Consider the following 24,329-nt stretch of genomic DNA (forward strand, 5'->3'; position numbering starts at 1 on the left):
TCGGGCGCTCCTCAGAGCCCGGCGAACCCGACCGCGAGGAGCGCGCAGCCGATGAGGGCGAGCAGGGCGCCGATGCCGCGGCGGCCTTGCGCGCGCAGCCAGTCGTAGAGCGTCGACATCGCTGCGCGGGTGCGGTCGGGGGCCACCAGGTAACACAGCAGCGGAATCTCGACGAGCGCGAAAGCCACCACGTTGAACAGCACCAGCGCGCTCAGCTGGGTGGCGGTCGCGGCGCCGGAGGCGACGATCAGCGCGAGCGCGGCGAGGTAGTCGACGGACGGCAGCGCGATGCCCAGGCCCGCGACGCCCGCCGTCCACAACGACCGGCCTTCGAGCACCCGCCGAGCGCGACCGGCGAGTGGTCCGACCCGGGCTTCGGCCACGCTCGCCGCTTCCCGGCCGCGTGCCCACACGCCCGTGACGACCAGCACCGCGTTGAGCAGCAGAACGGCGCCGACCACGATCTGCACCATCGGCAAGGTGAATCGGGCCGATCCCAGCGCGGGACGCAGCAGGAACAGCACGACGATGCCGACGAGGGTTCCCATCACGAAGCCACCGGCGAGAAAGGCCGTCAACTGACGGGTCGGTTGCGGGCGGTTGAGCATCAGGACCGTCATCCCGACGCGAAACGGCTCCAGGCTGACGGCAACGGCCATCACCAGGAGCGGCATCCACATGGATCTCGTCGGTCCTCGGCCTACCGGTCAACCGCGGGTGGCTCGAGCATGGGCGTCAGGTTACCGGTTGTGCTCACCACGATCCCGACCTCCACCGGAGCCGCAGCCACGGTCGATGGCGGCCCGCTGGGTGGTCCGGACGTGGTTACCGATTGTGTGCGCGTGCGAAAATGGACCAGATATGAGCGCAACTGATCTCAGCCCGGCGACACTGCGCGAAGCGTTCGGGCACTTCCCGTCCGGTGTCATCGCGATCGCCGCGGAGGTGGACGGCACCCGTATCGGGCTGGCGGCCAGCACCTTCGTCCCGGTCTCGCTCGACCCGCCGCTGGTGTCGTTCTGCGTCCAAAACACCTCGGAGACCTGGCCCAGGCTCGAGAATCTCCCGTCACTGGGGATCAGCGTGCTCGGCGAGGCCCACGATGAAGCCGCGCGAACGCTGGCCGCCAAGACCGGTGATCGGTTCGCCGGTCTGCACACCGTGTCGCGTCAGTCGGGCGCGGTCTTCATCGACGGCACCGCGGTTTGGCTGGAGAGCGCGATCGAGCAACTGGTCCCCGCGGGCGATCACACGATCGTGATCCTGCGGGTCTGCGATATTACGGTGCACGACAACGTCGCACCGATCGTGTTTCACCGCAGCACGTTCCGCCGCCTCAACAGCGGGTGATCCCGGTGCGCAACCGGTCATCCAGCGAGCGGAAGCACACCGGACTGGCCGAGGTCAGGGCCGCGCGCTGAGCTCCTCGCGATACCCGGCAACCCGCCGCTCCAGCTCGTCGGCGTCGGCGGCTCGGCCTTCTTTGCGGGCGAGGACCGCGCGGGTACTGAGCTCGCGGATCGCGGTGCGAATGTCGTTGATGCTATGCGGGTGTCGAAGTGCCACGATGCAACCTTTCGTCGTTGATTGGCCGCTACCCGCAGGGTACCTACGTATCCGTGGATGTGTATGCCTCGGCGGAAAGCCTTAACGGGTTGATCGCACGCACCTGGTGCATGCGATCAACCCGCTAGTGAGGTTCCGGCTCCTACCGTCGCCGGCACAAGCTGTCTTTTCCGGCTCCTAGCGTCGCCGGCACAAGCTGTCTTATCCGGCTCCTACCGTCGCCGGCACAAGCTGTCTTATCCGGCTCCTACCGTCGCCGGAAGAGCTTGTCGCCGAGCCACACCACCGGGTCGTACTTGCGGTCGGCCGCCCGCTCCTTCATCGGGATCAACGCATTGTCGGTGATCTTGATGTGTTCGGGGCAGACCTCGGTGCAGCACTTGGTGATGTTGCAGTAGCCGAGACCGTGCACTTCCTGCGCGTCTTCGGCACGCCGGGAGTGCACGTCGAGGGGATGCATGTCCAGCTCGGCCTGGCGCATCAGGAACCGCGGACCGGCGAAGGCCTCTTTGTTCTCCTCGTGATCGCGGATCACGTGGCAGACGTTCTGACACAGGAAGCACTCGATGCACTTGCGGAACTCCTGCGACCGGTTGACGTCCTCCTGCGCCATTCGGTACTCGCCGGGCTGCAGGTCCTTCGGCGGCGTGAACGCCGGGATCTCCCTTGCCTTCTGATAGTTGAACGACACGTCGGTGACCAGATCGCGGATCACCGGGAAGGTCCTGAGCGGAGTCACGGTGATGACCTCGTTCTCGGCGAAGGTCGACATCCGCGTCATGCACAGCAGACGGGGCCTGCCGTTGATTTCCGCCGAGCAGGAACCGCACTTGCCCGCTTTGCAGTTCCAGCGCACGGCCAGATCGCCGGTCTGGGTCTGCTGCAGCCGGTGGATGATGTCGAGCACCACCTCACCCTCGTTGACCTCGACCTCGTAGTCCTGCAGCGCGCCGTCGTTGTCGTCGCCACGCCACACTCGCATCTTTGCCTGGTAGCTCATGCGTCTCTCCTAGACGAGTGGTTGGCGAGTTCTTCGGGGGTGAAGTACTTCTCCAACTCTTCGATGTCGATCAGCTCCAGCAGATCGTCGCGCATCGGCACCTGGTCCTGGCGGGTGATGCTGATGTCGGGCACCGTGGTCTCACCTTCGGCACGGCACACCAGCAGCGTCTTGCGCCACTCCGATTCCATCGACGGGTAGTCGTCGCGGGTGTGCCCGCCGCGGCTTTCGGTGCGCTCCAGCGCCGCCTTGGCGATGCACTCGCTGACCAGGATCATGTTGCGCAGGTCGATGGCCAGGTGCCAGCCCGGGTTGAAATGCCGACCGCCGTCCACCCGGACCCGCTTGTACCGCTCGCGCAGTTCCTTGAGCTTGTCGATGGCCTCGGTGACCTCGTCCGATTTACGGATGATGCCGACCAGGCTGTTCATCGTGTCCTGCAGATCCAGCTGCAGGGTGTACGGGTTCTCGGCGGCATCCCCATTGGACGGGCCTTCGAACGGGTGCAGCGCCAACGTGGTCGATGCCTCGACCGCCGCGTCGGACACCTTCGGGCGCTCACCGAGTGCGCGCACGTAGTCGGCCGCGCCCATCCCGGCGCGCCTGCCGAACACCAGCAGGTCCGACAGCGAGTTGCCACCCAGCCGGTTGCTGCCGTGCATACCGCCGGAGCACTCACCCGCGGCGAACAACCCCGGCGTCTTGGCCGCACCGGTGTCGGGGTCGACCTCGATGCCGCCCATCACGTAGTGGCACGTCGGGCCGACCTCCATGGGCTCCTTGGTGATGTCGACCTCGGCGAGCTCCATGAATTGGTGGTACATCGACGGCAGCCGCCGCTTGATCTCCTCGGCCGGCAGGCGCGACGCGATGTCGAGGTAGACGCCGCCGTGCGGCGTGCCGCGCTCGGCCTTCACCTCGGAGTTGATGGCGCGGGCCACCTCGTCGCGGGGCAGCAGGTCAGGGGTGCGGCGCGCGGAGTCGTTGTCCTTGAGCCACTGGTCGGCCTCCTCGATGCTCTCGGCGTACTGGCCTTTGAACACCGCGGGGATGTAGTCGAACATGAAGCGCTTGCCCTCGGAGTTCTTCAGCACTCCGCCGTCACCGCGCACACCCTCGGTGACCAGGATGCCCTTGACACTGGGCGGCCACACCATGCCGGTCGGGTGGAACTGGACGAACTCCATGTTGATCAGCGTCGCGCCCGCGCGCAGGGCCAGCGCGTGTCCGTCGCCGGTGTACTCCCAGGAGTTCGACGTCACCTTGTAGGACTTGCCGATGCCGCCGGTCGCCAAGACCACCGCCGGTGCCTCGAACAGGACGAAGTTGCCGCCCTCGCGGTAGTAGCCGAACGCCCCGGCAATCCGATCCCCGTCCTTGATCAGGTCGGTGATCGTCGTCTCGTGGAAGACCCGGATGCGGGCCTCGTAGTCGCCGAACTCCTCCTTGTCCTCCTGCTGCAGGGAGACGATCTTCTGCTGCAGGGTCCGGATGATCTCCAGGCCGGTGCGGTCACCGACATGCGCCAGCCGCGGATAGGTGTGCCCGCCGAAGTTGCGCTGGCTGATCCGTCCGTCTTTGGTGCGGTCGAACAGCGCGCCGTAGGTCTCCAGCTCCCACACCCGGTCCGGGGCTTCCTTGGCGTGCAACTCGGCCATGCGCCAGTTGTTGAGGAACTTCCCGCCGCGCATGGTGTCCTTGAAGTGGACCTGCCAGTTGTCCTTGGGGTTCGCGTTGCCCATCGCCGCCGCGCAGCCGCCCTCGGCCATCACCGTATGGGCCTTGCCGAACAACGACTTCGTGATCACCGCGACCTTCAGGCCGCGTTCGCGTGCCTCGATGACCGCGCGCAAACCCGCGCCGCCGGCGCCGATGACCACGACGTCGTAGGAATGTCGCTCTATTTCCGATGAGCCGCTTGCGCGAAGAGCATCAGATCCCGCCATTAAGTAAACCTCACTACCGTTTGGAAAAGGCTGTCAGCCAATGAATCTCAGGTCAGAGATGGCCCCGCTGGCCACCAGCATGATGTAGAAGTCGGTCAGCATCAGTGTGCCGAGCGTGATCCAGGCGTAGGTCTTGTGCCTGGTGTTCATCCTGCTGATCTGGCTCCACATCCAGTACCGGACAGGGTGTTTGGAGAAGTGCTTGAGGCGGCCACCGACGACGTGACGGCAGGAGTGGCACGACAGCGTGTAGGTCCACAGCAGCACCACGTTGGTGACGAGGATGACATTGCCCAACCCGAGTCCGAAGCCGTCGGGCGAGCGGAACGCCGCGATCGCATCGTAGGTGTTGATGAGCGAGATGACCACGGCGATGTAGAAGAAGTAGCGGTGCGTGTTCTGGATGACCAGCGGCAGGCGCGTCTCGCCCGTGTAGTGCGCCCGAGGTTCCGGCACCGCACACGCCGTCGGCGACTGCCACACCGACCGGTAGTAGGCGCCGCGGTAGTAGTAGCAGGTCAACCGGAACAGCAGCAGGAACGGCAGCGACACCGCCGCATACGGCAGCCACCACACATCGGGAAGGAACTGGCCGAAGTGGCTGGCCTCGGGGATGCAACCGGATTGCTCGGCGGCGTTCCACTTCGCGAGGCACGGTGAGTAGAACGGCGTCAGGTAGTGGTAGTCGGCGACGTAGTACCACTTCTGCATGAACGCCCGCACCGTGGCGTAGATCAGGAAGGCCGCGAAGCCCAGGTTCACGATCAGCGGTGACTGCCACCACCGGTCGGTGCGCAGGGTGCGCTGCGGGATCTCGGCACGGCTCGGCGAAAAGACGCCGGTCGCCTTGCGGTCGGCGGTGGGTGCGCTCACTGTTGCCTTTCGGTGTTGAGTTGTCCCGGTGCTCGGGGGTCCACGTCAGCGGACGCCGCCGAGCCCTTCGTCGTCGACGCCGCGCCAGAAATCGGTGTCGTACTGAGTGTCCGGGATCGGGATGCGGTCTCCGGCATGGTGGTGCACCACGCCTCGGGCCAGCTCCAGCTCTTCGGCGTCAATATCGAGACGATCGATGTCGTTGAGGATGCGTTCGGCGTCGTTGACGATCCGACGCGTCGCGGGGGTGTCCCCGTATCTCGACGCCAACGATGTCACGCACCGCCGCAGGCTTCCGATTAGCTCGTGCAGCTCGGCAAGTTCGGTAGTGCTGGACAATTGACCTCCTTGGGCTGAAGGGTGTCAGGCATCACAGTACGACACCCGATGCTAGCTACATCATGCAGTGCACCGTGAGACAGATCACGTCAAACCGAAGGAGACGACCCGATGCCCGACCAGGTCCTCAAAGAGCGGGCCGACGCCCTGTTGGCCTTGCACCAGCCGGGCAACCCGGTGATCCTGCCGACGGTCTGGGACGCCTGGTCGGCCCGGCTCGCGGTCGATGAAGGATTTGCTGCGCTCACCGTCGGCAGCCACCCGATGGCCGATTCAGTCGGCAAGCCCGACGGTGAGGGGATGTCGTTCGACGACGTGGTCGCCCGGGTCAAGCAGATCACCGGGGCGGTCGACGTCCCGGTCTCTGTCGACCTCGAATCCGGCTACGCCCAGCCCCCCGCGCGGCTCATCGACGGCCTGCTGGAGGCGGGCGGCGTCGGGTTCAACATCGAAGACACCGTCCACAGCGAGGACGGCCGGTTGCGCTCGGCGACCGAGCACGCCGAACTCGTCGGCGCGCTGCGTGAGGCGGCGGACGCGACCGGCGTGCACGTGGTGATCAACGCGCGCACGGATCTGTTCCTGCGCCAGGACGGCGACGAGTCCGACCGTGTCGATCGGGCGATCGCCCGGCTGACCGAGGCTGCCGAGGCGGGAGCCGACGTGCTGTACCCCGTCGGCCGCCACGATCCGGATACGTTGCGGCGCTTGACATCCGAGCTACCTCTTCCGGTGAATGCGATCGGGCTGCCCGATCAGGACGACCCCGCTTCGTTCGGACCGCTCGGCGTGGCGCGGGTCAGCTTCGGGCCGTTCCTGCAACGCGCGCTGTCGGCACAGGCCAAAGAGATGCTGCAGCGCTGGGTCTAGAGGGGACGACGTGTCCGACGACGATCTGAGCTGGCAGGACGACCAGTCGCTGGTCATGGCCGCCGGCGTGGTCGCGGCCGTGCTGATCGCGATCCTGATCTACGCGGTGCTGCGCACGTCCGACGCCGCGAAGGTTCCCGCGACCGTACCGCCACCGGCGGCGACGTCGATTCCGTTGACGTACACCACCACAACGACGACGACCCCGAGCTACACGATGCCGAGCGTGGAGACGACGGAGGTCCGGGCACCCGAGCCCCCGCCGACCCCCAGCGGCCCGGCCCCCGTGACCACCGAGGGCTGAGACGACGAAGCCGGTGGAACCGAGGTTCCACCGGCTGCCGTATCGACGTGCTTACTTGTTCTCGATCGCGATGCGCTGCGCCTCGCGGCCCTTGTGGGCGCCGGTGATCCGCACCGTCAGCACACCGGCGTCGTACCCGGCCGTGATGTCCTCGCCGGTGACGTGCCCGGGGAGCTTGAACGATCGGCGGAACGACCCGTAACGCACTTCGCGCAGCGTGCGCCCGTCCTTGTCCTCAGACCGCTCGTCGCGACGCTCGCCGTGGATGACGAGGTAGCCGCGGTCGACCTCGACATTGACGTCCTTCTCGACGTCAAGCCCGGGCAGCTCGACGCGGACGAGCGCGTCGTCGCCCTCCCTGACGATTTCCGCGGCGGGGGTGAACGCTCCCGTCGCCCAGCCGTCGGCGGTCGCGGGGCCGAAGAAGTCGCGTACCCAACGGTCCAGATCCCAGGTGGGACGAGTCCGTAATGCCAAAGTGCTCATGCTGCCCTCCTCGCTGTCGGACCGGCACCCTGCCGGTCACTCATCCGGTAAAACTTGAGTTACCCACGCTCATGTTCCCGCGGTCGGTTCGCTGTGAGCGAAGCCGCTGCAGCTGTCTCACAACGGGCGCGGGCCGATGTGAGCACACCGTGATCGCTGCTTCACACGAGGCGACATTGCGGCAATATCGGCTGCTTAGCGTCGGCATCATGCGGTCAACGAAAAGCGTGGTCGTGGTCGGCCACGGCATGGTCGGTCACCGGTTCGTCGAGGCGTTGCGGTCCCGTGACGGCGACGGTCAATGGCGGGTGACGATCCTCGCCGAGGAGGCCGACGCGGCCTACGACCGGGTCGGGCTCACCGGATACACCGAGCACTGGGACCGCAGTCGGCTGGCGCTCGCCGGCAACGACTACCCGGAGGACGACCAGGTTGAGCTCCGGCTGGGCACACGGGTCACCGGTATCGACCGGACCGGAAAGGCGGTGCTGACCGCCGACGGGACCCGCATTCCGTACGACGCCCTGGTGTTGGCGACCGGCTCCTATGCCTTCGTGCCGCCGGTTCCGGGCCGCGACCTACCGGCGTGCCACGTCTACCGCACCCTCGACGACCTCGACGCGATCCGGGCCGGCGCCGACGCTGCGCTCGGATCCAAGACGCCGATCGGCGTCGTGATCGGCGGCGGTCTGCTCGGGCTGGAGGCCGCGAATGCGCTGCGCGCGTTCGGGTTGAAGACCCACGTCGTCGAAATGGCTCCGCACCTGATGGCCGCGCAGCTCGACGAAGCGGGCGGCGCGCTGCTGAGCAGGATGGTCAAGGGCCTGGGCATCGAGGTGCACACCGGTGTGGGCACCGAGAGTATCGCGCCGGCACAGCGCAACCGGCCGCTACGCAAATCCGACCAGGACGATTCAGTGCGGCTGTCCCTCAACGACGGAAGCCACATCGACACCAGCCTGATCGTGTTCGCCGCCGGTGTCCGCCCGCGCGACGAACTCGCCCGCGAAGCCGGCCTCGACATCGCGCAGCGCGGGGGTGTGCTGACCGACCTGTCCTGCGTCACAAGCGATCCCGACATCTATGCCATCGGCGAGGTGGCCGCGATCGAGGGTCGCTGCTACGGGCTGGTCGGCCCCGGCTACACCAGCGCGGAGGTGGTGGCCGATCGCCTGCTGGGTGGCGCCGCCGAGTTCCCGGAAGCCGATATGTCGACCAAGCTCAAGCTGCTCGGCGTCGATGTCGCCAGCTTCGGCGATGCCCAGGGCCGCACGCCCAACTGCCTGAACGTCGTGGTCAACGACCCGGTCAAGCAGACCTACGCCAAGCTGGTGCTCTCCGATGACGCCAAGACCCTGTTGGGCGGAATCCTGGTCGGTGACGCGTCGGCCTACGGCGTGCTGCGTCCGATGGTCGCCAGCGAGCTGCCCGGTGACCCACTGTCGCTGATCGCGCCTGCCTCCGAGGGCGACACACCGGGGTTGGGCGTCGGCGCGCTCCCCGACATCGCTCAGATCTGCTCCTGCAACAACGTCACCAAGGGCGACCTGAAAGAGGCCATCGGAGGTGGCTGCGCCGATGTGCCCGGCCTGAAGAAGTGCACGCTGGCGGGCACCTCGTGCGGTTCGTGTGTGCCGCTGCTCAAGCAGCTGCTGGAGGCCGAGGGCGTCGAACAGTCCAAGGCGCTGTGCGAGCATTTCTCCCAGTCGCGCGCCGAGTTGTTCGAGATCGTCGGCGCCACCGAGATTCGCACCTTCTCCGGGTTGATCGAACGCTTCGGCACCGGAAAGGGTTGCGACATCTGCAAACCTGTGGTGGCCTCCATCCTCGCGTCGACCAGTAGCGACCACATCCTCGACGGGGAGCAGGCCTCGCTGCAGGACTCGAACGACCACTTCCTGGCCAATATTCAGAAGAACGGCAGCTACTCGGTCGTCCCACGGTCCCCGGGCGGTGAGATCACGCCGGAGCAGCTGATCCTGATCGGCGAGATCGCCAGGGAATTCGGCCTGTACACCAAGATCACCGGTGGTCAGCGCATCGACATGTTCGGAGCCCGCGTCGATCAGCTCCCCGAGATCTGGCGCCGCCTCGTCGACGGCGGAATGGAGTCCGGGCACGCCTACGGAAAGTCACTGCGCACCGTCAAGAGCTGTGTCGGCAGCACATGGTGCCGCTACGGCCAGCAGGACTCCGTCGACATGGCCGTCGAAATCGAGAAGCGCTACCGCGGGCTGCGCGCACCCCACAAGATCAAGATGGCGGTGTCGGGATGTGCGCGCGAATGCGCGGAGGCGCAGAGCAAGGACGTCGGCGTCATCGCCACCGAACAGGGCTGGAATCTCTACGTGTGCGGTAACGGCGGCATGTCGCCCCGGCACGCGCAGTTGCTGGCAGGCGATCTCGACGACGAGACGCTGATCCGCTACATCGACCGGTTCCTGATGTTCTACATCCGCACCGCCGACCGGCTGCAGCGCACGGCGCCGTGGCTGGAGGCCATGGACGGCGGCCTGGACCATCTGCGCGACGTCGTGTGCAACGACTCTTTGGGCCTGGCAGCCGAATTCGAGGCCGCGATGGCCCGTCACGTCGAGGGTTACGCCTGCGAATGGAAGGGCGTGCTCGAGGATCCGGAGAAGCTGTCGCGCTTCGTGTCGTTCGTCAACGCCCCCGACGTCGTCGACCCCACAGTCGAGTTCACCGAGCGGTCCGGCCGCAAGGTGCCCGTTCCCATCGGAATGCCGAAGGTGCCCCAGAAATGACATTGCTCAACGAGATCCAGGTATGGACCACGGCCTGCCGCTACGACTTTCTGACCCCCAACCGCGGCGTGGGCGTGTTGCTCGCCGACGGCAACCAGGCGGCACTGTTCCGTCTGGACGACGGTTCGCTGCATGCCGTCGGCAACATCGACCCGTTCTCGGGGGCGGCGGTGATGTCGCGCGGAATAGTCGGCGATCGCGGCGGCCGCCCGACCGTGCAGTCGCCGATCAAGAAGCAGGCCTTCGCGCTCGACGACGGGGTGTGCCTCGACGATCCGGAGTTCTCGCTGCCGGTCTACCCGACGCGCCTCACCGCCGACGGCCACGTCGAAGTCCGCGGGTAAGCCTTCGCGGGGTGGCTCAGGCCGCCAGCGGAACGCGGGCCCGGCGGAACCGGTTGGCGATCAACCGCACCATCGCCGGATGCGTGCCGAGCGGATCGGCGACCGCGTCCGCCCCGCTGTCGCGTAGCCGGTCCTGAAACAGCCCCTCGGCCAACAGGTACGAGGCCACCACCACCCGGCGGGCCCCGTCACGACGCAGACGCGTCACCGCATCGGCGACGCGCGGCTCGCCGGTGGCGGCGTACGCGAGCTCGACGCGATCACCGATCACCGCCGAGAGCAGCGCCGACATCTGCCGCAGATCCGACAATGCGCCCACATCCGAGGTGCCTGCGGCCGCCAACACCACCGAATCGCCGGGCCGCCAACCACACTCGATCAGCCGATCCATCAGCACACGCGTCAGCTGCGGGCTTGGACCCAACGCATCGGCCACGGTCACGCCGGGATGCCCACTGGCTGCGACGTGTGCGGGGATGTCGACGTTGACGTGATACCCGCGCGCCAGGAAGGCCGGTACGAGGATCGTCCGGTCGGGCAGTGTCTGCAGCACCTCGCTGGGCGTGGGGCCGAGAACGTCGACGAACGCGACGTGCACCCGGCCGCCGAGCGCGGTGGACACCCGGTCGGCGAGGTTTCCGATCAGCGCGACGCCGCTCTGCTTGCGGGTTCCGTGCGCCACCAGCAGATAGCTCATGGGGCAGCCGCCAGACTGTCCTCGACGGCCAATCGGTAGCCCCGCTTGACGACCGTCGACACGATGTTCTTGTCGCCCAGTGCAGTTCGGAGCCGCAGCACTGCCGTCTCGACAGCGTGCGTATCGGTGCCGCTGCCGGGGAGGGCGCGCAGCAGGTCGGCGCGCGAGACCACCGCACCGGGGCGGTGGGCCAGCGCGCGAATCGTGGCCATGCCCGCCGGCGACACCGGCTTGACGGCGCCGTCGACCAGCACACACGTGCCGCGGATCTCAAGCAGGTGTCCGGCCACCCGAATGGTGCGCGAGCACAACAGCGGAAGTTCATCGGTGATGTGACGGGCCAAGGCGCCCAACCGCATTCGCTCCGGCGCCGATGTCGGCACCCCCAGCCGAGCCAGGGGCCGGGCGGTCACCGGGCCGACGCACATGGCGTGCACGTCCCCGCGGAAGGCGGCGATCACCTGGTTCTCCAGGCCCATCTGTTTGGCCCGCAGCAGGACCGACGCGACAGCGGGCGCCGAGGTGAAGCTGACCGCATCGAACTTCTCGTCGGCGATGCCGGCCACCAGCTGGTCGAAGTCGCCGTTGTGCGGTGCGGGGTGCCACCGGTACACGCGGATCGGGACGACCTCGGCACCCGCAGCGCGCAGCTCATCGAGGAACTCGGGAAACGGGTCCCAATCCTCGGTGGCTCCGTGCAACTGCACCGCGATCCGCTGCCCGGCGATTCCGCCCTCGACGAGGTAGTGCAGCAGTTCGCGTGACGACTCCGAGTCCGGGGACCACTCTTCGGGCAGCCCCGCGGCGCGCAGCGCACCTGTCGCCTTGGGCCCGCGCGACACGACGCGCGCCTTGGCGAGCGCGGCGGTCAGGTCGTTGGCCAGACCCCAGCCGTCGGCCGCGGCGACCCAGCCGCGGAACCCGATGCCGGTGGTCGCGATCACGATGTCGGGCGGAACGTCGATCAGGCTTTCGGTGTTGGCGCGCAGTTCGTCGTCGTCGGGCAACGGCACCATCTGGATCGCCGCCGCGCTGGTCACCGTCGCCCCGCGGCGACGCAGCAGCGCGCTCAGCTCGTCGGCGCGCCGAGCCGACGTCACGGCCACCCGGAAGCCGGTCAGCGGCGCCCAGTCCGGCTCAGTCATGGAACCTGTGTAGGCAGCGCATGTTTCCAAGCGATTACTTGGTCATTTCCGAGGCGTGTCGGCACCGCCCCCAGCCTCCAGCCCGTCATGAAATCGCACGTTAACGAGGCGTTATTGCGTCAACGTGCCGCACGGTGACCCCACCGTGAACTTCACCTCACCTCACACCCGGCGCGGGTGTGAGTCTCACCAGACGTCGCCGTCGCGCCAGTCGCAGGTGATCTCGGCGCTGGTGTCGAGCGTGACGCTGACCGGCAGCACGAACAGCGCGTTGTCGTCGTCGGGAGTGCGGGTCAACCCGGCCGGCGCCAACACCGACGTGGGTCCCTGCCACGGCAGCCAACCGCGGGCCGTGTAGATCGGCCTGCCGGCCTCGGTCGCGCTGAGGGCACCGAGCTGATACGCCCCGCGGATCACCTGCTCGGCGGCGTCCATCACCGCGCGGGCCAGGCCCTGCCCGCGCCAGTCCTCACGCACCGCGACCGCCTCGACGTAACCACACCGCAGCGCGGTGTTGCGGTACAGCAGCCGCCTCTGCACGACCGCCGCATGCGCGATCAACGCGCCGTGGTCGAAGATCATCGCGTGCATGCCGCCCAGCGAGTGCTCCCAGTCGACGTCGGTGAACTCGCCTTCGAACGCGTCGATGACCATGCGCTTGGCGTCCGCGCGGGTCTCCGGGTCGAGGTCGGACGTATGGATCAGCCGTGCGGTGTGGATGCGCACGACGGGAGCGAGTGGATCCTGAACATGCACACTGCTTTTCTACCAGCGTCGTGTGACTAACGGTCCCCGAACGGTCGGCGCGGCCGCGACCAATGCATCCGCACGGTTTGCCCGGGACGTACCTGCGCGACCTTGTCGATGTCCTCGTCGGCGACCACGCCGATCACCGGGTACCCGCCCGTGACCGGGTGATCCGGGCCGAGGATGACGGGAAAACCATTCGGCGGCACCTGAATTGCACCCCTGGAGGCACCTTCGCTCGACAGTTGCCGGTCCGGCCAGCGGTACTCGAGCGGGCTTCCGACCAACCGCATGCCCACGCGGTCGCTCCTATTGGTGGCCTGCCAGTTCGTACGGATCAACACATCGGGATCGACGAACCAGTCGTCGCGCGGCCCGGGCACCACGGTCAACTCGACCACGTCGTCCTCGATGGCCGCCACCGGAGCCTGGTCGAGTTCGGGGAAGTCCTCGGTGTGCTCACCGACGGGCAGCACATCACCAGCCCGCAGCGGCTGCGGGCCGATCGCCGACATCACGTCATACGACCGCGAGCCGAGCACCGGCTCGACGTCGATGCCGCCGCGCACCGCCAGATATGTCCGAAGCCCGGATCGCGGTGCGCCCAGCGAGATCACCTCACCGTCGCGGGCGTAGTGAATGCTATTGGTGCCGAACAACACTCCGTCGACCGAGGGATCGGTGTCAGCACCGGTGACCGCGATCGCGATATCGCCACCGTGCACCCGCGCCGCCAGCCCGCCGAACGTCACCTCGATGGTGGCCCGGTCGCCGGGGTTGGCCACCAGCCGGTTGGCCAGTGTGTGCGAACGGCGGTCGGCGGCCCCGGAGTGGCCCACCCCCATGTGCGCCAACCCGGGACGACCCAGGTCCTCGACGAGCGCCAACGGGCCCGAGCGCAGGATCTCCAGCGTCGTCGTCATGACCGGACCGCCCGGAACTGGACCCACATGCCCGACGTCAGTAGCGCCGGTTCGTCTCGGGTGATGTCCCACAGCGCCGCTTGATCTTCAGAAGTGCGGCCGATCAACTGCCAGCCGCCGGGGGACTCGCGCGGGTAGACACCGCTGAATTCACCCGCCAGCCCCACGGCGCCCGCTGGCACCTTGGTCCGGGGCTCGGAACGCCGTGGCACCTCGAGTCGGCGGTCACCGCCCACGAGATAGGCGAAGCCGGGAGCGAACCCGCCGAACCCGACCCGCCACAGGCTGCCGGTGTGCGCGGCGACGACGTCGTCGCGGCTCAGTCCCGTCAGCCCGGCCACCTCGTCGAGATCGGGACCGTCGTAGACGACGTCGATGGTGAGGTCGGCGCGGCCGTCGGCCGGCGGAATCAACTCCGCTTCCGGGTCGGCGTCGATGCGCAAGCCGCCGAGACGCTGCCGCGTCGGCGCCTGATACCTGGGCCCGGCGAGCTTGACCAGTACGGTGCGGGCGGCAGGCACGATGTCGAGCACACCGGGCAGGTCGGCCTGGCGGATCGCATCGGTCCACGCCAACACCTCGGCGGTGGTGTCGAATTCGAGCAACAGCGCCCGGTCCCCGTAGTCGCGGATCGGTATGGCGCCGGCGCCCCGCACGTCACGTTCCATTTCGGCTGTCACGGTCATACCTGAAAATTACCCGCGAGTAGCTTGCAATGCTCCTGCTCTGTGAGCCTTGCCAGAGGAGTTTTAGCGATGCCTCAAGCGGCGGGCCGATACGTCGGCTCGCGGCGCTTGATGAAGGCGATCACCCGGTACGTCACCGGCAGCACGACCACCTCCACCGCGGTCTTGTAGACCCATCCGAGCGCCACGTAGACGGCGAAGTCGCGCCACGTGTTGATGCCGATGGCGGCCGCGGCGATGCTGCAGAACACCAGGGTGTCGGCGAACTCGCCGACGACCGTCGACCCGATCAACCGGGCCCACAGGTGCTTCTCGCCGACCCGGGCCTTGATCCTCACCACGACCCACGCGTTGAGCGTCTGCCCGACCAGGAACCCGGCCAGTCCTGCGATGACCAACAGGGTGAACGGCTTCATCACGGCCTCGAACGCCGCCTGGTTGGTGTAGAAGTCGGCGGGCGGCAACACCGCGGTGAGCCAGAACGTGAATGCCGCCAGCGCCTCCATCACGAACGCGATGTAGATCGCGCGCCGGGTGGCACTGAACCCGTACACCTCCGACAACACGTCGCCGATGACGTAGGTCAGCGGAAAGACGACGAAGCCGCCGTCGGTGATCAGCGACCAGTCCCCGACGATCGGGCCGAAGGCGATGCCCTTGGTCGCCGCCACGTTGGAGATCAGCACCAGGCCGGTGAAGACCGCGACCAGAGTCGGATAGTAGGCCGATCCCGTGGTCGCGAACCCGCGGTGGTCGGTCTCGGTGTCGGCGGTCACCGCGCAATCTTCTCAGGCCAGCGCTTGGGCGATGCGCGACGGCAGTTGGTCGGCCACCAGGGGGTAGGACAGCGGGGAGGCGAATGCGATCGCCCCCGCGAGTTCCTTGCCTGTGAAGATGTTCGCCGTTCCGCGCTCGGCGATCTTCGGGTCGGCCAGCAGCGCGGATTGTTCGTCTTCGGACTCGGTGGCCCAGATCAGGACGTCGGCGTCGAGTCCGTCGGTGACGCTCAGGCCCATGGCTGTCAGGAACTCGGTGCGCCATGCGGGGGACAGGGCTTGGGGTTCCCCGTTGTCCAGACGGCCGTGCAACAGCGCCGCCGTCTTGCCCGCGAAACCGGGGTTGCTTTCGGCAACCGCGATGAACTTGTCGCCGACGGCCACGATCAGGGCCTGCATCTCTTCGTGTTTGAACACCGCCTGCCCGATGGTGGTGGCCTGTTGTTTCCACGGCTCGAAGAACGGTTCGGCGCCGGACTGCGCGACGGTCGGCGCGATCTCCGACAGCCGCGAGTAGGTGTCCGCGTCGAGTCCGGCGTTGGCGGCGACGATGAGGTCGGGGTTCAGCGCTGCGATCCGATCGACCTGAATGCCCTCGTCGAGGTTGAGCACGACCGGTTGCGCGGAGCCGAGTTTCGGTCGCGCCCAGGGCCATACCGCGAACGGTTCACCGCCGAACCAGTCGGTCACCGCGACCGGTACGACGCCGAGCGCGAGCAGGTCGTCCTGCTCGGTCAACCCGGCGCTGACCACCCGCGTGGGCGGTGCCGGGATCTTGGTCTCGCCGAAGGCGTGCTTGACGGTGACCGAGCCGTCTTTGGCCACGGTGCCCGGTTTGTCCGAACCGCAACCGGCCGCGAATCCCGCGGTGGCGAGCGCCGCCCCGGCGGTCGCCGTCAGGAAGCCTCGTCGATTCAGCCCCGTGGCCACCCGGCGAGCGTAGCTAACCGACTTGGAAGTTCCCGAACAACACGACGGCCAGACCGAGTGCCACGACGATGTTCACCACGGTCGCCGAGGCGAACAACGCGATCGGGCGCCAACCGGCCTCCCTGAGTCCCTTCAGCGAGAACTCCAGGCCGATCGCGACGAACGCGAAGATCAGGAACCACGTCCGCAGATCGTTGACGGTGCCGATCGCCGATTTGTCCCCGCCCCACGCCAGATACAGGGTGCCGACGATCGACGCGGCGATGAAGCCGAGCACGAATTTCGGGAAGCGCTCCCAGAACTGCCCGAGCGACGGCCGCGCCTCGGCGCCCGATTTGCGCTCCACCTTCAGCGCGAAGTAGGCGGTCAGGGCGATGGCGACGACCCCGATCAGCGCGTTCTGCGTGGTCTTGACGATCGTCGCGATCTGCAGCGCGTCCTCACCGGCGATGGCGCCGGCTGCGGCGACCGCGGCGGTGGTGTCGATGTTACCGCCGATCCAGGCGCCGGCCACCGCGTCGGAGAGGTTGAAAACGTCTGCCAGCCAGGGCAATAGGAAGATCGACGGCAGCGCGAACGCGATCACCAGTGATGCCGCGTAGGCGAGTTGCTCACGCTTGGCCTGCACGGCGCCGGCCGCAGCGATGGCTGCGCTCACCCCGCAGATCGACACCGCCGATGCGAGCAGGGCGCGCAGTTTGTCCTCGAGCCGCAGCACCCCGCCCAGCCACCAGGTGAAGCCGAACACGATCGAGATCAGCAGCAGCGCCTGGATGATCGCCGGGCCCGCCGCGGTGACGAGCACCTTGAGGTTGATCGACGCGCCGAGTAGCACCAGGCCGGTCTTGATGAAGAACTCGGTGCGAAAGCCGCGCGCCAGCGCGTCGCGCAGGGCCAGGCGGGACAGCACGAAGTTGCCCAGTAGGCCCAAAGCGATGGCGTACACCGGGAATTCGATGGATTTCGCGACGCGCTCCAACGCGGTGCCGTCGGCCCACGGCGGCACCTGCGCTTCCAGGTAACGCGTGGCGGCGCCCAGCGCGAGCACCACGAGCACCCCGGCGACGGCGTAACCGACGCCCGAAGGCGTGGACTCCGGCTTCGCCGTGGTCGCCTGTTCGGTCACGGGATCACGCTTCCCGGAATCGCGCCCACCAGGACGAGCGCGAGCAGCGTAAGGCCGACGATGACGGCCAGCCAGTCCTCGTTCATGCGCGGACCGTATGTCAGGGCGCTGCGCGCGGGCATCCGTTGCGATCAGCGCGAATCGAATCTCAGCAGATGATGGTGGTCGATTCGATGGGCGAGGCCTCACCGGTCGAGGTGAGGACATCGCCGCGGTCGATATGCGACCGCTCGATGTCCCTGAGCAGTACGCCGACGTTCTCGCCGGCGCTCACCTCGTCGCGCTGCTTGCGAAACTGCTCGATGGCGGCGACGGTGATGCCGGACCCTCCGTTGATATGGACGGTGTCACCGACACGCAGGGTGCCCGCCTCGACCCGGCCGGTCGCGACCACGCCGCGGTTGCGGATCGTGAAGACGTCCTCGACCGTCATCCGAAACATCAGGAGCGCGACAACTTCTTGTTGGCGTAACGGGTCAGCCAGCCCGGTGAGAACCGTGAGGCCAACGTCATCACCTTGGTCTGCGTTCCGACCGGGAAGTGCACCTGGTGGATGGTGCGCCGAAGCCTCGACGGTTCGATGGCCGCGACGATCGCGTCGGCGATGTCCTGGGCGGTCAGCCGGATGCCAAGGGATTCCGTGGTGCCGGTTTTGACGTCGTGGGTCATCGCGGTCTGCACGTACAGCGGCCACATCGCGATGACGCGGATACCGTAGCGGTTCCATTCGATGTCGAGCGCCTCGGTGATTCCGCGGACGAAGAACTTCGTCGCGCTGTAGTTGGCCAGCTCGGCCTGACCGTAGATCGCGGATGCCGAGGACAGGTTCACGACCACCGAGTTCGGGGTCCTGCGAAGGTAGGGAAACGCCGCGTAGAGGCCGTTGACGACGCCCTTGACGTTGATGTCGATCTCCTTGTGGTGGCCGGCGATGTCCATCTCCTCGAAGTGCCCGGCGCGCAGGATTCCCGCGTTGTTGATCATCACGTCGAGCCGGTCACCGGCGGCCTCGGCGAACTCTCGCACCCGCGTTGCCATCTCGTCGGGGTCGGTGACGTCGAGGTGGCCGGTGTGTGCGACACCCCCGAGCTGTTCGATGTCGTCGGCCAGTGACTTGAGCCCGACCTCGTCGATGTCGTAACCGCCCACAACGAATCCGTTGCGGGCGAGCGTCAGCGCCGTGGCGCGCCCGATACCGGCGGCGGCCCCGGTGATGAACACGGACTTATCTGAGGTGGAGGGTTTCGTCATCAGCTCTTCATACCCGCTTCCGCGACGGCGACATCACCGCGATTGTGTCAGGCCAACGCCAATGACAGGCCGAGTCCGATCATCGCGGTGGCGATCACGCCGTCGAGGACGCGCCACGTTGTCGGCGTGGCGAACAGCCCGGCCAGCCGGCGCGCGCCCAGCCCCAGGGTGAAGAACCAGACCGCGCTGGCGGTGACCGCGCCGACACCGAACAACCACCGCCCGTCGCGGTGCTCGTTGGCCAGCGCGCCGAGGAGCACCACGGTGTCGAGGTAGACGTGCGGGTTCAACCAGGTCAGTGCCAGGCAGGTGACGAGCACTTCGAGCAGGCGTGATGGTCCTTCCTCGGAGGGGGTCAGCGCCGAGGGCCGCAGGGCGCGTCGCGCCGCGAGGATGCCGTAGCCGACGAGGAAGGCCGCACCGCCATATGTGGCCACCTCGACCACACCCGGGTGTGCGCCGAGCACCAGCCCGAACCCGCCGATGCCCGCGGCGATCAGCACGACGTCGGACACGGTGCACACCGCGGCGACCGCCAGCACGTGCTCGCGGCGAATCCCCTGGCGGAGCACGAACGCGTTCTGCGCGCCGATCGCGGCGATCAGTGCGAGCGACGCCAGGAAGCCCACCACCACGGGAGAGGTCATGCGGTCGACGGTAGGGCGCCGGTCGTCATCAGTACAGCTAATGATTCTGCATCTACATTAGTATCGTTAATGTGACGGTCGACCCTGCGCAGCTGGCGGCGTTCGCCGCGGTGATCGAGCACGGTTCGTTCGACGCGGCGGCGGCGCGGCTGCACATCACCCCGTCGGCGGTCAGTCAGCGCATCAAGGCGCTCGAACAGCGAATCGGACAGGTCCTGGTCGTACGCGAAAAGCCTTGCACCGCAACCACGGCTGGTATCCCGCTGATACGCCTGGCGGCGCAGACGGCGTTGTTGGAGGCCGAGGCGCTCGCGGAGATGGCCGGCGGCGGTGGCGCCGCACCGCGAATCGCCGTCGCGGTCAACGCGGACTCGATGGCCACGTGGTTCACCGAGGTGTTCACCGCCCTGGACGATGTGCTGTTCGACATCCGCATCGAGGACCAGGACCACTCGTCGCGTCTGCTGCGCGAGGGTGTCGTGATGGGCGCGGTGACGACCGAACGCGCGCCGGTGCCGGGTTGCCGGGTCCAACCACTGGGGGTCATGCGCTACATCCCCGTCGCCGGCCCGGCCTACCGCGACCGGTATCTACCCAACGGGTTCACCGCCGCGGCGGCGGCGCAGGGGCCGTCGCTGGCCTGGAACCGCGACGACGCTCTTCAGGACATGTTGGTGCGCAAGGTGTTCCGTCGCGACATCTCCCGGCCCCAGCATTTCGTGCCGACCGCGGAGGGCTTCGGAGCTGCGGTCGAGGCCGGATTGGGGTGGGGCATGTTCCCCGAGGTAATGGCCCGGCCGCAGCTTGACGACGGATCGTTCGTGCGGATCGCCACTGCGCATCTCGATGTCCCGCTGTTCTGGCAGTGCTGGAAGATGAACAGCCCGATCGTCGGCCGTGTCACCGACGCGGTCACTGCTGCGGCGGGCGTACTCGCACCTCGTCGCCGGAGCTGACGGTGCCGACGGCGACAACTTCGGCGTAGGCCCCCGCGCAGGGGAGCTTCCCTCCGCCGGGGACGTCGACGCGATTGTGCTCCAGCAGATACCGCACCGCATCCGGAAGTCGCTCGGTCGCACCATGTCTGAGTGTCGGAACCGCACAGCGCGGGGTGGGGAGAGTGACGCGCAGCGTGACCTCGCCGAGCTCGACTTCGGCGCCCATCCACTCGTTCTCGGCGAAGGGCTCAGCCCCGACGTCGATGACGATGTTGGGCCGGTACCGCAGCGCCTCTGCCATACCCACGCCGATCGCGTCGAGGGTGGCCGTGGTGATCAGATGCACCGGGGAGTGGTCGACGAACGCGCCGCCCGGTGCGCCCTGTCCGAGTTCGAGCAGCACCGGATCGAACTCGGCGTCGATGCCGTGTTCGAGCACCTCCAGCGGGTCGGAGCGCTCGAGCACGACACCGGCCGCCCGCTCGTCGGCGATATGCACTGAGCGGCCCAGCAATTCGGACAGCGGAGCGGACGCCTCGGTGACCGGCACGCTGCGCCCGTCGGGCAAGGTGACGGTGACGCTGCCGTCCTCACCGGTCGACGACGCGCACTGCAACAGGCTGCTCCACCGCCTCGGGTGCTTTGCGGTGGCGACCCGCCCGGTCTCCTCGTCGATGAGGGCATAACGGCGGTCGCCGTCCACACCCATGGGCCCGATCCGGACCCGGTCGCGTACTTCGCCGAGCATCGATTTCACCGGATAGCGCTGCAGCGCGGCCACCCGTCCGACCATGTCGCTCAACCGATCTCGATTTCGTCGGGGCGTGCGGGAGCGGTGGCCTCACCCGAGGTGAAATGGTCGAACAGGCCCGTGATCTCCAAGACGCGGTCGAGGTGGGGCGGCCGGTTGTCGAGATGCAGCACGACGCCGTAGCGTGCGGCCTCCCGGTGGATCACCAGCAGCGCCGACAGCCCAGTCGAATCGAAGAACCCCAGCTCGGCGAAGTCGAGGTGCAGGTCTTTCACGCGGGTGTCGGTGGAAAACAGCCCGGAGACGGCATCCACCAGGGGTGTGGTCTGTCCGTAGTTGAGGTCGCCGGCGATGTGGATGCGCGCCGAGGGAATCGTGACGTCGGACTTCAAGGTGAGTTTCATGCGATTGGTGTGGTGTCGGGGGTCAGGGCGGTGCGCGCAGCGGCCAAATGACGCTGAGCTCGTGGAAAGTCTTGCAGCTGAGCGGCCAGCACATCCAGTGCGGGGATCAGTGAGGCCGCCGGGACGTCACGGGAGCTGAGCACTTCTGCCGTCCACACGATGAAGCCGGTGAACAATTCGTGGTCGTCGATGTAGAGGGCAGTCGCGAGGAAGTCGACGATGTGGGCGATGTCCTCGGTGGTGTGTTCACGTTGTGCCTCGCTGTAGCCGCGCATCGCGGGGAAGCGGTTCTCCAACTCGGCGACGGTGGACTTGACCAGCTGCGGTTTGGCCGTGCTGACCATCGAGTACTCCTGGTCGGCCAGGTGCGGCAACTGGTCCGGCGCCGTCCGGTTCGGGGTGAGGCGTAGTCGACCGATATCTGCGCGCAGGCACTGTGCGGCGGCGCGGGCATCCGGTGCCCACGCGTCGGCACCCAAGAGCCGCGCGTACTGGCCCTCGGGGCCGAACGCCGCGCCGCCGACGAGCACCGAGACGCCTGCGGCCTGGCACGCGGTGATCGCGGCGTGCGCGGTGGGCAGGCGGGTGGGGATCGAGCACGACAGCGCGACCGCGTCGGGTGCGTGCTGATGCAGGTGCGCGATCAGGTGCGGTGTCGGTACCTGGGCGCCGAGGAAGTCCACCCGCCAGCCGCGCAGGCGGAGAACCTCGGCGAGCAGCCGGGCGGGGAGCGCGTGCCATTCGCCGTCCACGCAGGCCACCGTGACGCGGCCAGCCTCGTCGGTGGATTGACCGGCCGGGTGCTGCGACAGCGCCGCGATGACGCGATCGTTGATCGCGGTGGCCGCGTGCTCCTGCGCGACCGTGATCCGATTGGCCGCCCACTCCGTACCGACCCTGCGTTGGACGGGCGCGATCACCTCGAGCAGCGCGTCCTCGGGCGGCATGCCCGCGTCCACCGCCGCGAAGACGGCGGCGACCGCGGCCTGCTCGTCACCTTCGAGCGCCGCTCCCCACAGCCGCTCGCGCACCACGGCGGGATCGGTCGCGGCTGTACCCGCGCCGATGTCGGATCTGCTCACGCTATATACCTGCCTGCAGTGTGGCCGTCGACCGCGCTGAGATGTGTCCGGCGCGGCGCCGTGATGGCCACGACGGCCATGTCGTCGTGTTCCCGACCGGTTACCCACTGTGAGGCGAGCATCATCATCCGCTCGACGACCGCCTCGGCGGGCAGCGCCGCGCATTGTGCCAGCGCGGCGATCAGGCGTTCGTCGCCGAAGGCCTCCCGGCCGAGTGGGCCGCCGCGGGCTTCGGACAGGCCGTCGGTGTAGAGCAGGCAGGTCTCGCCCGGAGCGAGCGATACCTCGGTCGATCTCGCCTTGAACTGAGGCAGAGCGCCGACCAACATGCCGCGGGTGTCGGTCTGCTCCACTGTCCCGTCGTTACGCACGATGAGCGGGGGCGGGTGCCCGGCGCAGGTGAGCCGCAACTGCAACTGACCGTCGCGGTGCGCGACGGACGCGAGCACCACCGTGGCGAAACGGCTGTTGTCGGGGGTCAACAGCGCGCTGTTGAGCAGCTTGAGCACCGCTTCGTGTTGGTCGGCAAGCGGCGCCAGCGCTTGCAGCGTATTGCGGATCTTGCCGCTGAGTACCGCGGCCTCCAGGCCCTTTCCGCAGACGTCACCGAGGACGACGAGGGTTTCGCCATCGGCGTCCGCGGCGGGATGGACGTCGTAGAAGTCGCCACCGACCAGCTCATGGTCTGCTGAGGCGCGGTAGCCGCCGGCGAGTTCGAACTGGCCGTTGGGCGTCAGCGCAGGGGGCAGCAGTTCGCGCATGAGCGTGCGCGTGATCGCCGACTGTTCGGCGTAGAGCCGTGCTGCGGAGAGAGCCGCACCCGCTCGTGTCGCGAACAGCCGAGCGAATCGTTCCTCGTTCTCGCTGAACGCCGTGTGCGAGTCGCGGCGTAACAATATGAGCGCGCCGGCCGGAACGCCGTGGCCCGGCAGCGGTGTGATGAGGACCGACCCCACCTGCCCGACGAAGTGCGAGGGAATCAACCAATCGGGTACCGACGCGGGGTCGATCCAGCGCGACGGCACCGGCGGGAACCCGCGAAGTGCCTCGCTGAGACCCGAGACCTCGGCCGGGTCGGCTTCCACGTTGCGGTGTTCGGCGGCGCCATCGGGTCCGCTGCAGACGATCGGCATCCGCTCACCACTGACCGGCGCGACCACCACCGCGGCGTCGGCCAGGTGACGCTCCGCCATCTGTGCCGTCGCCTCCATGCAGCGTTCGAAGTTCAGCGACGCCATCAGCACGGCCGAGACGTCGTCGAGAAGCGCGGCGCGCCCGCGCTCCCTGGCCAGCTCCTCGTGCGCGTCCCGCAGCGGCCGGTGGGTGTCCTCGACCAGCCACCATGCGATCTCCCCGCCGGGCAGCACCGACGGGCGCGCCTCGAAATCGCGCCCGAAGAGCACGCCGGTGGCCGACTGCGCGGCGTCGGCCGACAGGTCCAGCGGAAATCGGTCGTGGGCGCGCGCCAGCCACGGTGGCGCGGTGTCGGCGAACCTGGTGCCGACCTCGGCGTCGGCCAGCAGGGATCGAGCGGAGTCACTCATTGCGCGGATGACACCCGAGCGGTCGATTACAACTACGGGGTGAGGAACGGACTGCCAGCCGGTTGCTTCGCTCGGCGGCTCGGTCCTCACGCCCCTGTCGCTGTTCACCGGTCAGTTCCGCTGCCGCACGAAGACGCGCAACGACCGGTCGAGTTCGAGTCGTCACTGTGAAAAGAGACGTCGGAACTG

Annotated in this window: 27 protein-coding genes and 1 pseudogene; 6 read left to right on the plus strand and 22 right to left on the minus strand. The window is 67.8% G+C overall.

Features of this window, described 5'->3' with window-relative positions:
• Window positions 1-11: 11 nt before the first annotated feature.
• The gene (locus AU197_RS20070) at window positions 12-680 is read right to left on the minus strand and encodes a GAP family protein (protein WP_064404752.1); all 669 of its coding nucleotides are present in this window, start codon (window positions 678-680) and stop codon (window positions 12-14) included.
• Window positions 681-861: 181 nt separating this feature from the next.
• Between AU197_RS20070 and AU197_RS20075 the strand changes: the two genes are divergently transcribed.
• Window positions 862-1,350 (plus strand): flavin reductase family protein, encoded by a 489-nt coding sequence (locus tag AU197_RS20075; RefSeq protein WP_064404753.1) that lies wholly within the window; start codon window positions 862-864, stop codon window positions 1,348-1,350.
• Between the two features lie 54 nt (window positions 1,351-1,404).
• Here AU197_RS20075 and AU197_RS26520 read toward each other — a convergent pair whose 3' ends face one another.
• The 5 genes from AU197_RS26520 to AU197_RS20095 form a co-directional block, all read right to left on the minus strand.
• The gene (locus AU197_RS26520) at window positions 1,405-1,566 is read right to left on the minus strand and encodes a hypothetical protein (RefSeq protein WP_094292676.1); all 162 of its coding nucleotides are present in this window, start codon (window positions 1,564-1,566) and stop codon (window positions 1,405-1,407) included.
• Window positions 1,567-1,813: 247 nt separating this feature from the next.
• On the minus strand, window positions 1,814-2,566 hold the full coding sequence (locus AU197_RS20080) for a succinate dehydrogenase/fumarate reductase iron-sulfur subunit (RefSeq protein WP_064404754.1): 753 nt from the start codon (window positions 2,564-2,566) through the stop codon (window positions 1,814-1,816).
• Window positions 2,563-4,512 carry a fumarate reductase/succinate dehydrogenase flavoprotein subunit gene (locus AU197_RS20085; protein ID WP_064404756.1) on the minus strand — a complete coding sequence of 650 codons (1,950 nt, stop codon included), beginning with the start codon at window positions 4,510-4,512 and terminating at the stop codon, window positions 2,563-2,565. The genes AU197_RS20080 and AU197_RS20085 overlap by 4 nt, the downstream gene beginning before the upstream one ends.
• Window positions 4,513-4,545: 33 nt before the next feature.
• The gene (gene sdhC / locus AU197_RS20090) at window positions 4,546-5,385 is read right to left on the minus strand and encodes a succinate dehydrogenase subunit SdhC (RefSeq protein ID WP_064404758.1); all 840 of its coding nucleotides are present in this window, start codon (window positions 5,383-5,385) and stop codon (window positions 4,546-4,548) included.
• Between the two features lie 45 nt (window positions 5,386-5,430).
• Complete coding sequence (locus AU197_RS20095; protein WP_064349304.1) at window positions 5,431-5,724, minus strand: Rv0250c family protein; 294 nt, start codon at window positions 5,722-5,724, stop codon at window positions 5,431-5,433.
• A gap of 111 nt (window positions 5,725-5,835) precedes the next feature.
• Between AU197_RS20095 and AU197_RS20100 the strand changes: the two genes are divergently transcribed.
• On the plus strand, window positions 5,836-6,594 hold the full coding sequence (locus AU197_RS20100; RefSeq protein WP_064404759.1) for an isocitrate lyase/PEP mutase family protein: 759 nt from the start codon (window positions 5,836-5,838) through the stop codon (window positions 6,592-6,594).
• 10 nt (window positions 6,595-6,604) lie between these two features.
• A complete protein-coding gene (locus tag AU197_RS20105) occupies window positions 6,605-6,898 on the plus strand; it encodes a hypothetical protein (RefSeq protein ID WP_064404761.1) in 294 nt (97 codons plus the stop codon).
• Window positions 6,899-6,949: 51 nt separating this feature from the next.
• Here the strand turns inward: AU197_RS20105 and AU197_RS20110 are convergent, their stop codons facing one another.
• Window positions 6,950-7,384, minus strand: coding sequence for an Hsp20/alpha crystallin family protein (locus AU197_RS20110; RefSeq protein WP_064404762.1), 435 nt, complete (start codon window positions 7,382-7,384; stop codon window positions 6,950-6,952).
• 209 nt (window positions 7,385-7,593) lie between these two features.
• On the opposite strand from AU197_RS20110, the gene nirB reads away from it, so the two are divergent.
• Complete coding sequence (gene nirB, locus AU197_RS20115; protein ID WP_064404764.1) at window positions 7,594-10,149, plus strand: nitrite reductase large subunit NirB; 2,556 nt, start codon at window positions 7,594-7,596, stop codon at window positions 10,147-10,149.
• Window positions 10,146-10,493, plus strand: coding sequence for a nitrite reductase small subunit NirD (gene nirD / locus AU197_RS20120; RefSeq protein ID WP_064404765.1), 348 nt, complete (start codon window positions 10,146-10,148; stop codon window positions 10,491-10,493). Before nirB ends, nirD begins: the two co-directional genes overlap by 4 nt.
• A gap of 16 nt (window positions 10,494-10,509) precedes the next feature.
• On the opposite strand, the gene AU197_RS20125 is transcribed toward nirD, so the two are convergent.
• The 11 genes and pseudogenes from AU197_RS20125 to lysE all read right to left on the minus strand — a co-directional run bounded on the left by AU197_RS20125 (window position 10,510) and on the right by lysE (window position 19,421).
• On the minus strand, window positions 10,510-11,190 hold the full coding sequence (locus AU197_RS20125; protein WP_064404767.1) for a sirohydrochlorin chelatase: 681 nt from the start codon (window positions 11,188-11,190) through the stop codon (window positions 10,510-10,512).
• On the minus strand, window positions 11,187-12,335 hold the full coding sequence (locus tag AU197_RS20130) for a uroporphyrinogen-III synthase (protein ID WP_064404769.1): 1,149 nt from the start codon (window positions 12,333-12,335) through the stop codon (window positions 11,187-11,189). The genes AU197_RS20125 and AU197_RS20130 overlap by 4 nt, the downstream gene beginning before the upstream one ends.
• A gap of 186 nt (window positions 12,336-12,521) precedes the next feature.
• The gene (locus tag AU197_RS20135; RefSeq protein ID WP_082696762.1) at window positions 12,522-13,091 is read right to left on the minus strand and encodes a GNAT family N-acetyltransferase; all 570 of its coding nucleotides are present in this window, start codon (window positions 13,089-13,091) and stop codon (window positions 12,522-12,524) included.
• A 9-nt stretch (window positions 13,092-13,100) separates the two neighbouring features.
• Window positions 13,101-14,005, minus strand: a pseudogene (locus AU197_RS20140) (5-oxoprolinase/urea amidolyase family protein).
• A complete protein-coding gene (locus AU197_RS20145; protein WP_064404773.1) occupies window positions 14,002-14,691 on the minus strand; it encodes a 5-oxoprolinase subunit B family protein in 690 nt (229 codons plus the stop codon). Before AU197_RS20145 ends, AU197_RS20140 begins: the two are co-directional and overlap by 4 nt.
• Before the next feature lie 74 nt (window positions 14,692-14,765).
• Window positions 14,766-15,467: a queuosine precursor transporter gene (locus AU197_RS20150; RefSeq protein WP_064404774.1), complete on the minus strand. Its 702-nt coding sequence runs from the start codon at window positions 15,465-15,467 to the stop codon at window positions 14,766-14,768.
• A 12-nt stretch (window positions 15,468-15,479) separates the two neighbouring features.
• Window positions 15,480-16,397, minus strand: a complete 918-nt coding sequence (locus AU197_RS20155; RefSeq protein ID WP_064404776.1) for an ABC transporter substrate-binding protein — start codon at window positions 16,395-16,397, stop codon at window positions 15,480-15,482.
• 13 nt (window positions 16,398-16,410) lie between these two features.
• Complete coding sequence (locus AU197_RS20160) at window positions 16,411-17,523, minus strand: YeiH family protein (protein ID WP_064404778.1); 1,113 nt, start codon at window positions 17,521-17,523, stop codon at window positions 16,411-16,413.
• 148 nt (window positions 17,524-17,671) lie between these two features.
• Window positions 17,672-17,965, minus strand: a complete 294-nt coding sequence (locus AU197_RS20165) for an EF-Tu/IF-2/RF-3 family GTPase (protein WP_064404780.1) — start codon at window positions 17,963-17,965, stop codon at window positions 17,672-17,674.
• Window positions 17,965-18,774, minus strand: a complete 810-nt coding sequence (locus tag AU197_RS20170) for an SDR family oxidoreductase (RefSeq protein WP_064404781.1) — start codon at window positions 18,772-18,774, stop codon at window positions 17,965-17,967. The genes AU197_RS20165 and AU197_RS20170 overlap by 1 nt, the downstream gene beginning before the upstream one ends.
• A 47-nt stretch (window positions 18,775-18,821) precedes the next feature.
• Window positions 18,822-19,421, minus strand: a complete 600-nt coding sequence (gene lysE, locus AU197_RS20175) for an L-lysine exporter (RefSeq protein ID WP_064404783.1) — start codon at window positions 19,419-19,421, stop codon at window positions 18,822-18,824.
• A 71-nt stretch (window positions 19,422-19,492) separates the two neighbouring features.
• Here lysE and AU197_RS20180 point away from each other — a divergent pair, with 71 nt between their 5' ends.
• A complete protein-coding gene (locus AU197_RS20180) occupies window positions 19,493-20,377 on the plus strand; it encodes a LysR family transcriptional regulator ArgP (RefSeq protein ID WP_064404786.1) in 885 nt (294 codons plus the stop codon).
• On the opposite strand, the gene AU197_RS20185 is transcribed toward AU197_RS20180, so the two are convergent.
• Genes AU197_RS20185 through AU197_RS20200 form a run of 4 tightly spaced genes read right to left on the minus strand, consistent with a single transcriptional unit; the run spans window position 20,334 to window position 24,140 of the window.
• Window positions 20,334-21,152 carry an MOSC domain-containing protein gene (locus AU197_RS20185; protein WP_064404788.1) on the minus strand — a complete coding sequence of 273 codons (819 nt, stop codon included), beginning with the start codon at window positions 21,150-21,152 and terminating at the stop codon, window positions 20,334-20,336. The two genes, AU197_RS20180 and AU197_RS20185, sit on opposite strands and share 44 nt — an antisense overlap.
• Window positions 21,153-21,157: 5 nt before the next feature.
• Window positions 21,158-21,514, minus strand: coding sequence for an STAS domain-containing protein (locus tag AU197_RS20190; protein WP_064404790.1), 357 nt, complete (start codon window positions 21,512-21,514; stop codon window positions 21,158-21,160).
• Window positions 21,511-22,596, minus strand: coding sequence for a cobalamin B12-binding domain-containing protein (locus tag AU197_RS20195; RefSeq protein ID WP_064404792.1), 1,086 nt, complete (start codon window positions 22,594-22,596; stop codon window positions 21,511-21,513). Before AU197_RS20195 ends, AU197_RS20190 begins: the two co-directional genes overlap by 4 nt.
• Window positions 22,593-24,140, minus strand: coding sequence for a PP2C family protein-serine/threonine phosphatase (locus tag AU197_RS20200; RefSeq protein WP_082696763.1), 1,548 nt, complete (start codon window positions 24,138-24,140; stop codon window positions 22,593-22,595). Before AU197_RS20200 ends, AU197_RS20195 begins: the two co-directional genes overlap by 4 nt.
• Between the last annotated feature and the right edge of the window lie 189 nt (window positions 24,141-24,329).

This window comes from Mycobacterium sp. IS-1590 (genome assembly GCF_001500025.1).
Lineage (GTDB): Bacteria > Actinomycetota > Actinomycetes > Mycobacteriales > Mycobacteriaceae > Mycobacterium.

Coding starts and splice junctions, on each gene's coding strand:
- AU197_RS20070 (WP_064404752.1), bottom strand. CDS start 680: ATGTGGATGCCGCTCCTGGTGATGGCCGTTGCCGTCAGCCTGGAGCCG.
- AU197_RS20075 (WP_064404753.1), top strand. CDS start 862: ATGAGCGCAACTGATCTCAGCCCGGCGACACTGCGCGAAGCGTTCGGG.
- AU197_RS20080 (WP_064404754.1), bottom strand. CDS start 2,566: ATGAGCTACCAGGCAAAGATGCGAGTGTGGCGTGGCGACGACAACGAC.
- AU197_RS20085 (WP_064404756.1), bottom strand. CDS start 4,512: ATGGCGGGATCTGATGCTCTTCGCGCAAGCGGCTCATCGGAAATAGAG.
- AU197_RS20100 (WP_064404759.1), top strand. CDS start 5,836: ATGCCCGACCAGGTCCTCAAAGAGCGGGCCGACGCCCTGTTGGCCTTG.
- AU197_RS20110 (WP_064404762.1), bottom strand. CDS start 7,384: ATGAGCACTTTGGCATTACGGACTCGTCCCACCTGGGATCTGGACCGT.
- nirB (WP_064404764.1), top strand. CDS start 7,594: ATGCGGTCAACGAAAAGCGTGGTCGTGGTCGGCCACGGCATGGTCGGT.
- nirD (WP_064404765.1), top strand. CDS start 10,146: ATGACATTGCTCAACGAGATCCAGGTATGGACCACGGCCTGCCGCTAC.
- AU197_RS20125 (WP_064404767.1), bottom strand. CDS start 11,190: ATGAGCTATCTGCTGGTGGCGCACGGAACCCGCAAGCAGAGCGGCGTC.
- AU197_RS20130 (WP_064404769.1), bottom strand. CDS start 12,335: ATGACTGAGCCGGACTGGGCGCCGCTGACCGGCTTCCGGGTGGCCGTG.
- AU197_RS20145 (WP_064404773.1), bottom strand. CDS start 14,691: ATGACCGTGACAGCCGAAATGGAACGTGACGTGCGGGGCGCCGGCGCC.
- AU197_RS20165 (WP_064404780.1), bottom strand. CDS start 17,965: ATGTTTCGGATGACGGTCGAGGACGTCTTCACGATCCGCAACCGCGGC.
- AU197_RS20170 (WP_064404781.1), bottom strand. CDS start 18,774: ATGACGAAACCCTCCACCTCAGATAAGTCCGTGTTCATCACCGGGGCC.
- lysE (WP_064404783.1), bottom strand. CDS start 19,421: ATGACCTCTCCCGTGGTGGTGGGCTTCCTGGCGTCGCTCGCACTGATC.
- AU197_RS20185 (WP_064404788.1), bottom strand. CDS start 21,152: ATGGTCGGACGGGTGGCCGCGCTGCAGCGCTATCCGGTGAAATCGATG.
- AU197_RS20190 (WP_064404790.1), bottom strand. CDS start 21,514: ATGAAACTCACCTTGAAGTCCGACGTCACGATTCCCTCGGCGCGCATC.
- AU197_RS20200 (WP_082696763.1), bottom strand. CDS start 24,140: ATGAGTGACTCCGCTCGATCCCTGCTGGCCGACGCCGAGGTCGGCACC.